This window comes from Nocardia sp. NPDC051030, assembly GCF_040683015.1.
In the GTDB taxonomy this organism is placed as follows: Bacteria; Actinomycetota; Actinomycetes; order Mycobacteriales; family Mycobacteriaceae; genus Nocardia.
On sequence record NZ_JBFBCD010000005.1, the window covers coordinates 561,545 to 569,864 of the forward strand.

Below are 8,320 nucleotides of genomic sequence, written 5' to 3' on the forward strand. Positions count from 1 at the left end.
CACGCCTCTTCCGGCCGCGTGGCAGGATCGAAACCGTGACGATGCCCCATGTCCCCTCGGTGCCGATCGACGCCGTGCCTGCGGAATTCGATGTCGCCGAACCGTGGGCCGCAACCGAGCCCGCCCCGGCGCTGCTGCTCGACGTCCGCGAAGACGACGAATGGCAGCAGGGGCACGCGCCCGGCGCGGTGCACATCCCCATGATCGATGTGCCCGCGCGCATGGACGAATTGGATATCGACGCCGAGGTTTACGTGATCTGCCGGCAGGGCGGACGCTCGATCCAGGTCGTGCAATACCTGAACCAGGTCGGGTTCGAGGCCGTGAACGTCACGGGCGGCATGGTGGCCTGGCAGCAGTCCGGCCGGCCGCTCGCGGGCGACGGTGACGAGCCGAAGATCTACTAGTGATGGGGGGACGAGTGGCCGACTCGCGATCGGGACGCGCGGCGTCCGCGCCGGTGGTGCAGCCGTGTGCGCGCTGCGGGGCCCGCTGGGCCGTGCAGGGCAAACCGCTGCACTGGTGCCCCCGCTGCCACGGCGTCCTGCTCTCACCCGCACCGGTGGACGCGCCGCCGGAGCGCCGCAACTATCGCTGGGTGGCCCGCCCGCCCGGCCGCCGCTCCCATCCCGGGGGCGCGCAACGGCGTTCGGCGAGCCGGGAAACGCCGCGCTACACACAGATTCCGCGCTGGGGATTGCAGGATCGGCCGCCCGCGGCGACCGTCGCACCGCGGAACCGCTTGCGGGAGCTGACCGCTCGACTGCCGCGACTGCTCATGACGACCGGTGTCCTGTTCTTGGTGGCCGCCGTCGCCGAGCTCGGCCGGTACGGGATTCTGCTGCGCAATCGCACCCGTCTGATTCAGCCTTGGCTGCTGATGATTTCCGATCTGGCCGTGTACATATTCGGGATCGCGTCGCTGCTGCTGGCGCTGGCGAGCGCGGTGGCACTGGTCGGCTGGCTCGCCGATACCCGCCGGGACGCGTATGCGCGTGCCGGGAAACAGGATCCGCGATCGCTGCGCGAGCTGGCGCTCGGAAGCCTGGTTCCCGGAGTGAATCTGGTGTTCCCGGGCGTCTTCCTCACCGAGGCGGTGCGCGAGCGCGGCGGTTTCGGTGGCGAGGGTGATCCGCGACTGCTGCGCGTCGTGCGGATCTGGTGGGGTGTCTGGGTTCTCAATGGCGTCATGGTGGTGGCCGCGCAGCTGTACCGGTTCGCGGACTCGCTGCAAATGCAGGCCGACGGTGTGATGTTCGCCGTGTGGACCGATCTGGCCGCGGCCGCGGTCGCGGTCCTGACGCTCTGGCTGGTGCGCGCCTTCGACGGTCGTGACCTGCTCGGCCGCGCGCGCAGCGCGACCCGCTGGGTGGTGGCCACCACTCCCGCCGACACGGTCATAGCGCCCGTGCATCCCGGCGGCGGCGCAACCCATTCGGAGTCTGCCGGACGCGCGCCCGACACGACCGTCGGGAATGATGAGGCATCCGCCACCGCGGATTCCGGCCCGACGCCGGAACCCGAGCATGAGGAGGTATTGGCGAAGTGAGCCGGGCCAATCGCGCGCCGTTCGTGGTCGCGCACCGGGGGGCGTCGGCGGCGCAACCCGAACACACCCTCGCCGCATACGATCTCGCGCTGCAGGAAGGCGCGGACGGTGTCGAATGCGATATCCGGCTGACCAAGGACGGGCACCTCGTCTGCGTGCACGACCGCACCGTGGACCGCACCTCCAATGGCGTCGGCGCGGTCAGTGAAATGACCCTCGACGAATTGAAGGCCCTCGACTTCGGCATGGACAGCGGCGAACCCGCCGCCGTGCTCACCCTCGCCGAGCTCATCGAACTGGTGCTGGACTGGAAGAGCCGCCCCACCAAGCTCTTCATCGAGACCAAGCATCCGGTGCGCTATGGCGCGCTGGTGGAGACCAGCCTCCTGAACGAGTTGCAGCGCTACGGCATCGCGGCCCCCGCCTCCGCCGACCACTCCCGCGCCGTGGTGATGTCCTTCGCCGCCACCGCGGTCTGGCGCATCCGCCGCGCCGCGCCGCTGCTCCCGACCGTTCTGCTCGGCGAGTCCTCGCTGTACCTCTCCGGCGGCGCGGCAACCACGGTGGGCGCCACCGCAATCGGCCCCGGCGTCCGCACCCTGCGTGAACATCCGGACCTGGTCGACAAGGCCGCCGCCGCGGGCCGCGCCACCTACGTCTGGACCGTCGACGAGGCCGAGGACGTCCGCCTCTGCGCGGATCTCGGCGTCAGCTGGGTGGCGACGAATCACCCCGGCCGCACGAAGGCCCTCCTCACCGCCGCGTAAACCGCTGCACCAGGCCGCATCCGAGCCCCCCCTCGGCATTCCGGCGTGGTTTTGGCCGGGATCCACGGCGGGTCCGGGACTACGGCCGAACTCGCGCCGGAATGACGGGGTGGTGCTTTGCCTCCGCGCCCTTCGAGGGGACGCGGGACGCACCCTGTAGGTTTTTGCTCCATGGGTAAGAGCAAGCGGAACAGTCCCAAGCCGGACAGCAATCGGGCGCAGAAGCTGGCCGAGCGCCGGGCCGCGCAGGAGCAGGCCGCACAGGTCGTCACGCGCCCGTTCGAGGGTTTGGCCGCCGAATGCGATCTGGTCGCACTACGGGAGTTCGTCCCGTCCGCGACCGCGACGCTGAAGCTGTCGCCGAATGTCGCCGCCGAGCGCGAGGTCACCCTCGCCACCGTGCTGCCCGGTGCGGTCGCCGCACTGGTGCGGGCCGGGGATGAGCCGATCGGTTTCGTCGGCACGCAGGTGCAGCATCAGGGCGCGAACCCGGCCACCGATCTGGCCGCCGCGATTCTGTGGACCCAGTCCGCCGAGCCGGGCGAATCGCTGAGTGCCGCGAGTACCGGTGGCACCACCCTCACGGACGTGCTGGACACGGGCGCGGGCCTCGACCTGACCGTGCATCAGGACTTCAACTGGTGGGTGCCCGCGGGCGTGACCCCGGACCCGCAGGTGGCCGCCACCATCGAGCAGGCCAATCAGGCGATCATGCCGTCCGCCCGCCTGGAGCTGGGCGCGGATTCGATCGGTGCGGCCTGGTGGGTGGATGCCGGCGAGAAGGCGCATGTGCGCTGGGTGCGGCCGGAGGACGAGGACGCGCTCATGCTGGCGCTGGCGCGGCTGCACGCGGCCGGCGAGCTGCACCTGGGTGAGGATTCGCGCTTCGCGGGTTCGTTCCGCACGCACGGTTTGCTGGTGCCGGTCTTCGACCTGGATCGGGAGAAGCATGCCACCGAATGGGAGCCCGCGGCACGCGAATTCGGTGCTCGCCTGGCGGCGGCGCTGAAGAACGACGCCCCGCTGACTTCGGAGGAGCGCCGGTCCCGCGACGGACTGCGTTCGCGTCAGGTCACACTGCGCTGATCAGGACTGCCGATCGGGGCTGACGGGCCGTTCGCCGGGTGGATTCACACCCCCGGTGGACGGCCCGAATTTTTTACCGGGGAATTTTCTGAAAAACCATCATTTCTATCCTCGGCTCGGTTAGGTTCTCACCACCCCCCGAAAGATCAGGGGTGATAGATGAGGAGAAAACCATGGATGCCATTCTCGCGCTGATCAAGTCGCTCTTCAGCAGCATCTCCGCCAAGTAGCCGAGAGCTCGAGCAGATACGACAGGCCCGGTCCAGCGCAAGGGACCGGGCCTGTCGTGATCGAAGAACATTCTTTTCCAGCGCCGCCGAACTCAGCAGCCGGAATTACAGCGAGCCACCGGCCGCATGCGGGGAACCCGAAGCATCCTTCGGAGAACTCATCTCGCGGGAAACGAAATTCTCCAGGTCGAACATGTTCGCACTGGCCCGCTCGGCAACGGTGAGAAGGGTTTTCATGGTCGCGACCTCTTCGACCTGCTCCTTCAGGAACCACTGCATGAACTGCTCGCCCTGGTAATCGCCCTCTTCACGGGCGGTCTTGGCGAGCTGGACGATCTGGTCGGTGACCGTCTGCTCCTGCTTCAGGGCCAGCGCGATCGGCTCCTTGGCATTCGCGAATTCCGACTTGGCCGCGTCGATACCGGGCATCTCGACCGCAATGTCCTGATCGAGGAGGTATTGCGCGATCATCATCGCGTGATTGCGTTCCTCGACGGCCTGCTTGAAGAAATACTTGGCAAGCACCGGAAGGTCCGCATTGGAGAACCACACCGCGACCGCGATGTACTGGTGTTCCGCATTGAATTCATTGCGGATCTGATCCTGCAGCAGTCCGTGGAACTTGCTGCGCTTGGTCTGGGTTCGGGTGGACATGCGGAAGACATTAGCCCTGGTCAGTTGGCGTGTCATCCAAGTGCAGCCTTATTGAGCACTGCCTAATTGAGGCAAGTATTGCCTAATTTGCAGACAGTGCCGAGGCATTGATCGTCAATTGCCGACCGTGGTGATCAGGTCCGACGGGATCTGCTGATCATTGGCCAGCGCATCGAAGAAGCGTCCGGCCCGGGTCTTGTCCCAGAGCAGCACATTGCCGCTGCCGTCCACATCCTCGAACCCGCCCACCGGCACCGTGGTAGCCACCGGATCGCCGCTCAGCGCCCGGCCCAGCGACACCAGATTCCAGATGTGCGCGCCATTGTCGACCTTCAGCGACTTGGTGGAATTCGTCAGCAGCGGCACCACCCGGAACGGGTTGATCAGCGTCCACGGGCTCGAAACCTTCTGCAGCAGAGCGCTCAGGAACTTGCGCTGATTCTGCATGCGATCCAGATCGGCGCGGGCGAAGGCGCGGGACCGCACGAAGCCGAGCGCGTCCTTACCGTTCAACTCCTGACAGCCCGCGGGCAGGTCGATCCCGGCGAGGGGATCATCCATGGCCTGGTCCAGGCACATATCGATGCCGCCGACCGCATCCACGATATTGGCGAAGCCGCCGAAACCGATCTGCGCGTAATGGTCGATGCGCAGGCCGGTCGCGATCTCCACCGTCTGCACCAGCAGTTGCGCGCCGCCGAAGGCGAAGGACGCGTTGAGCTTGTCCTTGCCGTGGCCGGGAATGCTCACATACGAGTCGCGCGGCAGGCTGACCAGCGTCGGCTGTCCGGACTTCGGAATGTGCACCAGGATGATGGTGTCGGTGCGCTCGGAGCCTTGGTCGTCACCGGTGGTGAGTTCCTTCTCCTGCTCCGCGGTGAGTCCGGCGCGGCTGTCCGAACCGACCAGAAGCCAATTCGTCCCGGGCGTGTCGCCGACTCGTCCCGAGTAGTTCGCGAGGGCGTCGATGCGCTCCAGATGCGTCTCCACATAGATCGCCGCGCCGATCGGCAGCAGCACGAGGATCAGCAGCAGCGAGAGAATCCAGCGGAACCAATGCCGCTTCTTCTTCGGACGGGCGCCGCGCGGCGGGCGGCCGTCATCACCGCGGCCGCGCTTTCCCGGCAGGGAGGGCGGAGGCGGCGGAGGCGGGGAAGCCTCGCGATAGGGAACCGGCCGCTGCGTCGGGGCGTGCGTCAGGGGCCCGCCCTCGCGAGTGCGGCCACCGTAGAGCGGCGTTTCCTCGCGGTTCCGATTGCCTTGCGGCGGCACGGGATTGCGGGGCCGACCGGCTTGGTCGCGTGGCGGTCTGCCCTGGTCGCGCGGTGGTCTGGGTGGCTGGCCGCCCGGATTTCGGACCGGCGGCGCTTGCGACCACGCCAAGGCCGGGCCGGGATCGTCACGGTTCAGCTTCCGGGTCGGATCGACGCCGCCCGGACGCGGCCTCGGGGATTGCGCGGGGTTCGCTCGCGGGGGTTGCTGACGAGCCGGGGGCTCACCGGCCCGAGGCGGCGGCGGCTCCCGGCGCATCCGTGCAAATCGCTGGGGGTCGTCGCCGTTCATCACTGGAAACTCTACTGACTCGAACCGCCGGGGGGTTCATATCGATCGCGTTACGGCAGCCAAGACACCTTTCCACGCAGGAATGTGTAGCCGACATAGGCCACCGTATCGATGAGCGCGTGGGCCAGCAGCAAGGGCCATAAACGGCTGCTGCGCTGCCAATATCGTCCGAACACCAACCCCATCACCAGGTTTCCGAGCCCCCCGCCCAGGCCTTGATAGAGGTGATAGCTGCCACGTAGTAGCGCCGATGCGAGCAGCGACCGATTCTCGGTCCAGCCGAGCTGCCGCAGCCGGGTGATGAGCCACGCCACCACCAGCACTTCCTCGGCCGCCGAATTCGCCCACGCCGACAGCACCAGCACCGGCAACCGCCACCAGTGCTCCAGCGAACTCGGCACGATGGTGACGCTCACCCCCAATGCGTGCGCCACCAAATACAGTGCCAGCCCCGGTATTCCGATCACCGCCGCCAGAATCAGCCCCGGCAGCACATCGTCGCGCCATCGCAACCCCCGCGCCAGCCCGATCATGCGCGGCGCGATCCCGCTGCGCCACAACAGATAAAGCCCCAGCGCCGCCCAGCCCAGCAGCCGAGCCACACTCAAGAGCTGAAACAGCAGATCAATGGTCGACAGCGCCGCCCGCGACGGATTCAATGCGACCGTCTGCCCGCCGACGCCACCCGGCGAGAGCGCACTCTCCAGGAGTGACAGCGCGGCACTCGCACCACTCAGCCCGAAGGTGACGACCAGTACGACGCCGATCTCGATCCGAATGGCCCGCCGCTCATGCTCGGACGACACAGGTTTGGGCCACATAGGCGAGGACTCGGCAGCCGAAGACATTCCGCCAATCTATGCGTGCCCTGGGCCCCGGACATCGCAGGCGCAACTGGTCAGGGGGTGCGATCCTCCGCTACGGCGTGCGGAGCCGCCACAAATCCAACGGTGACAACTGATCTCGTGAGATCCGGGTAACTCCGGGGGTACGCCCGAAATCGGTGGCGAATTCCACCGCACCACGCGTGCATGACGGTGGCGGCTCCCCAGCTGTGCGCTGAAGTCGCGGAGAGGCGGATCAGTGAGTCCCCGCGAGGGTGTGGACTGCGCGGCTGAGGGATTCGATGTCGTCGGCGGGGGAGAGGAAGGGGAGGCGGATGTCGTGGTCGGCGTCGACGCCTTCGACGCGGAGGGTGACGCCGTAGCGGTCGATGGCGAGGGGGTGGATGAGGGCGCCGCGGCGGAGGTCGGGCGGGAGGAGGCGGGCGAGGCGGTCGATGACGTCGGCGTGGTCGGCCTCGAGATGCTGGAGCCAGGCGCCTTCGAGGGCGCAGAAGGGGTCGGGGCGGGCGGCCCGAAGTTGTTCGCGGGAGACCGAATCCGCGCCGGAGGTGTCGGCGACGACCGCGGAGTCCACGACCAGGCGCAGCAGGATGGCGGTGTGGCCGACATCCAGGAGTGCCGGATGCGGGTGGTCCTCGGCGACGGCGGTCGCGAGGGCGCGCTGGGAGTTGGCGGGGACGGCGTGCACCCAGCCGCGCAGCCACACCAGGGCGCGCACGGGTTCGCGCAGCGGCAGCGGGGCGTGGTCGGTGAGTTCGATGACGGCGGGAGATCCAGTGGCGCCGCAGCCGACGACGAGTCCGGCGGCGGTGGAATCGCCGGGCACCGCGATCACGATGTCCCCGCACTGTCGCAGCAGATGCACCGAGGTGGGGACCGGGTCGAGTCCGGGCAGGGCCAGTACCGCGCTCTCGGCGTGCGCGCTGGCGCTGTGCACGCGTTCGGCGGTATGGGGTGCGACGGCCGGGGCCACGTGGGTCATACCCACCTCCATTCGAATTAGGTAAACCTAAGCTAAGTCCGAGTCCTAAGCTAAGTCAGAGTGTGATCCAGCGCAACCCATCGGCTCACATACGGTTGAGGCGTGCCGCATGACTCCGCCCCCGCTCCCGAACCGGTCTTCATGCAATTGACCGTGCCCTCGAAACCGGGCGGCCGCGGTCTGACCGACGGACTCGTCCGGCCCATCACTGCGGATCCGGGCTCGGTAGAGGTCCTCGACCTGGCCGTGGACGACGAGACCGTCTCCGAATTCCTGGTCCGAATCGCGCACGCCGACACCGGTTTCATCGCCCGCACCGACTCCGGCGACCGCGCCCTGGCCCTCGTCGCCGCCACCGTCGCCGCCCTCTGCGGTTTCGACATCCGTGCCGCACTGACCACCCCCGACATCCCCTTCCTCACCGGCCTGAAGGAACCCGCGGTGGAAGCCCTCCGCGGTGTCCTGCTGGCCATCGAATCCGACACCCCGGATGCCGTGACCACCGCCCTCGCCGTCCTCACCCCCCGCTGACGAGAGAGTTGCAGGGTTTCTCGACAGTTGCAGGCCTTAAAAAACCCGAAAAAGTAGAGAAACCCACCAAAAAACGGTAAGTGTATAAAAAAGTAGGGGGGAAAGGGCGCAGG

The 8,320-nt window shown here is 67.6% G+C and carries 9 protein-coding genes; 5 read left to right on the forward strand and 4 right to left on the reverse strand.

The window, feature by feature from the left end; all coding sequences use genetic code 11:
- Window positions 1-35: 35 nt before the first annotated feature.
- The 4 genes from AB0N05_RS20225 to AB0N05_RS20240 all read left to right on the forward strand — a co-directional run bounded on the left by AB0N05_RS20225 (window position 36) and on the right by AB0N05_RS20240 (window position 3,402).
- The gene (locus AB0N05_RS20225) at window positions 36-407 is read left to right on the forward strand and encodes a rhodanese-like domain-containing protein (protein ID WP_364696059.1); all 372 of its coding nucleotides are present in this window, start codon (window positions 36-38) and stop codon (window positions 405-407) included.
- A 14-nt stretch (window positions 408-421) separates the two neighbouring features.
- Window positions 422-1,549: a DUF4328 domain-containing protein gene (locus AB0N05_RS20230; RefSeq protein ID WP_364696062.1), complete on the forward strand. Its 1,128-nt coding sequence runs from the start codon at window positions 422-424 to the stop codon at window positions 1,547-1,549.
- On the forward strand, window positions 1,546-2,316 hold the full coding sequence (locus tag AB0N05_RS20235; RefSeq protein ID WP_364696065.1) for a glycerophosphodiester phosphodiesterase: 771 nt from the start codon (window positions 1,546-1,548) through the stop codon (window positions 2,314-2,316). The genes AB0N05_RS20230 and AB0N05_RS20235 overlap by 4 nt, the downstream gene beginning before the upstream one ends.
- A 171-nt stretch (window positions 2,317-2,487) precedes the next feature.
- Entirely contained in the window at window positions 2,488-3,402 is a 915-nt protein-coding gene (locus AB0N05_RS20240; protein WP_364696068.1) for a DUF5926 family protein, read from the forward strand.
- Between the two features lie 335 nt (window positions 3,403-3,737).
- Here AB0N05_RS20240 and AB0N05_RS20245 read toward each other — a convergent pair whose 3' ends face one another.
- The 4 genes from AB0N05_RS20245 to AB0N05_RS20260 all read right to left on the reverse strand — a co-directional run bounded on the left by AB0N05_RS20245 (window position 3,738) and on the right by AB0N05_RS20260 (window position 7,676).
- The gene (locus AB0N05_RS20245) at window positions 3,738-4,286 is read right to left on the reverse strand and encodes a ferritin (protein WP_364696071.1); all 549 of its coding nucleotides are present in this window, start codon (window positions 4,284-4,286) and stop codon (window positions 3,738-3,740) included.
- Between the two features lie 114 nt (window positions 4,287-4,400).
- Complete coding sequence (locus AB0N05_RS20250; protein WP_364696074.1) at window positions 4,401-5,849, reverse strand: LCP family protein; 1,449 nt, start codon at window positions 5,847-5,849, stop codon at window positions 4,401-4,403.
- Window positions 5,850-5,899: 50 nt separating this feature from the next.
- Window positions 5,900-6,697: a CPBP family intramembrane glutamic endopeptidase gene (locus AB0N05_RS20255; protein WP_364696077.1), complete on the reverse strand. Its 798-nt coding sequence runs from the start codon at window positions 6,695-6,697 to the stop codon at window positions 5,900-5,902.
- A 232-nt stretch (window positions 6,698-6,929) separates the two neighbouring features.
- On the reverse strand, window positions 6,930-7,676 hold the full coding sequence (locus tag AB0N05_RS20260; RefSeq protein ID WP_364696080.1) for a DUF2470 domain-containing protein: 747 nt from the start codon (window positions 7,674-7,676) through the stop codon (window positions 6,930-6,932).
- A 102-nt stretch (window positions 7,677-7,778) separates the two neighbouring features.
- Between AB0N05_RS20260 and AB0N05_RS20265 the strand changes: the two genes are divergently transcribed.
- Window positions 7,779-8,207 (forward strand): hypothetical protein, encoded by a 429-nt coding sequence (locus tag AB0N05_RS20265; RefSeq protein WP_364696082.1) that lies wholly within the window; start codon window positions 7,779-7,781, stop codon window positions 8,205-8,207.
- The last annotated feature ends 113 nt before the right edge of the window (window positions 8,208-8,320 follow it).

What these genes read in the sequence shown, in the direction of transcription:
- AB0N05_RS20240 (WP_364696068.1), top strand. Translation starts at nt 2,488, where the DNA reads ATGGGTAAGAGCAAGCGGAACAGTCCCAAGCCGGACAGCAATCGGGCG.
- AB0N05_RS20255 (WP_364696077.1), bottom strand. Translation starts at nt 6,697, where the DNA reads ATGTCTTCGGCTGCCGAGTCCTCGCCTATGTGGCCCAAACCTGTGTCG.
- AB0N05_RS20250 (WP_364696074.1), bottom strand. Translation starts at nt 5,849, where the DNA reads ATGAACGGCGACGACCCCCAGCGATTTGCACGGATGCGCCGGGAGCCG.
- AB0N05_RS20245 (WP_364696071.1), bottom strand. Translation starts at nt 4,286, where the DNA reads ATGTCCACCCGAACCCAGACCAAGCGCAGCAAGTTCCACGGACTGCTG.
- AB0N05_RS20260 (WP_364696080.1), bottom strand. Translation starts at nt 7,676, where the DNA reads ATGACCCACGTGGCCCCGGCCGTCGCACCCCATACCGCCGAACGCGTG.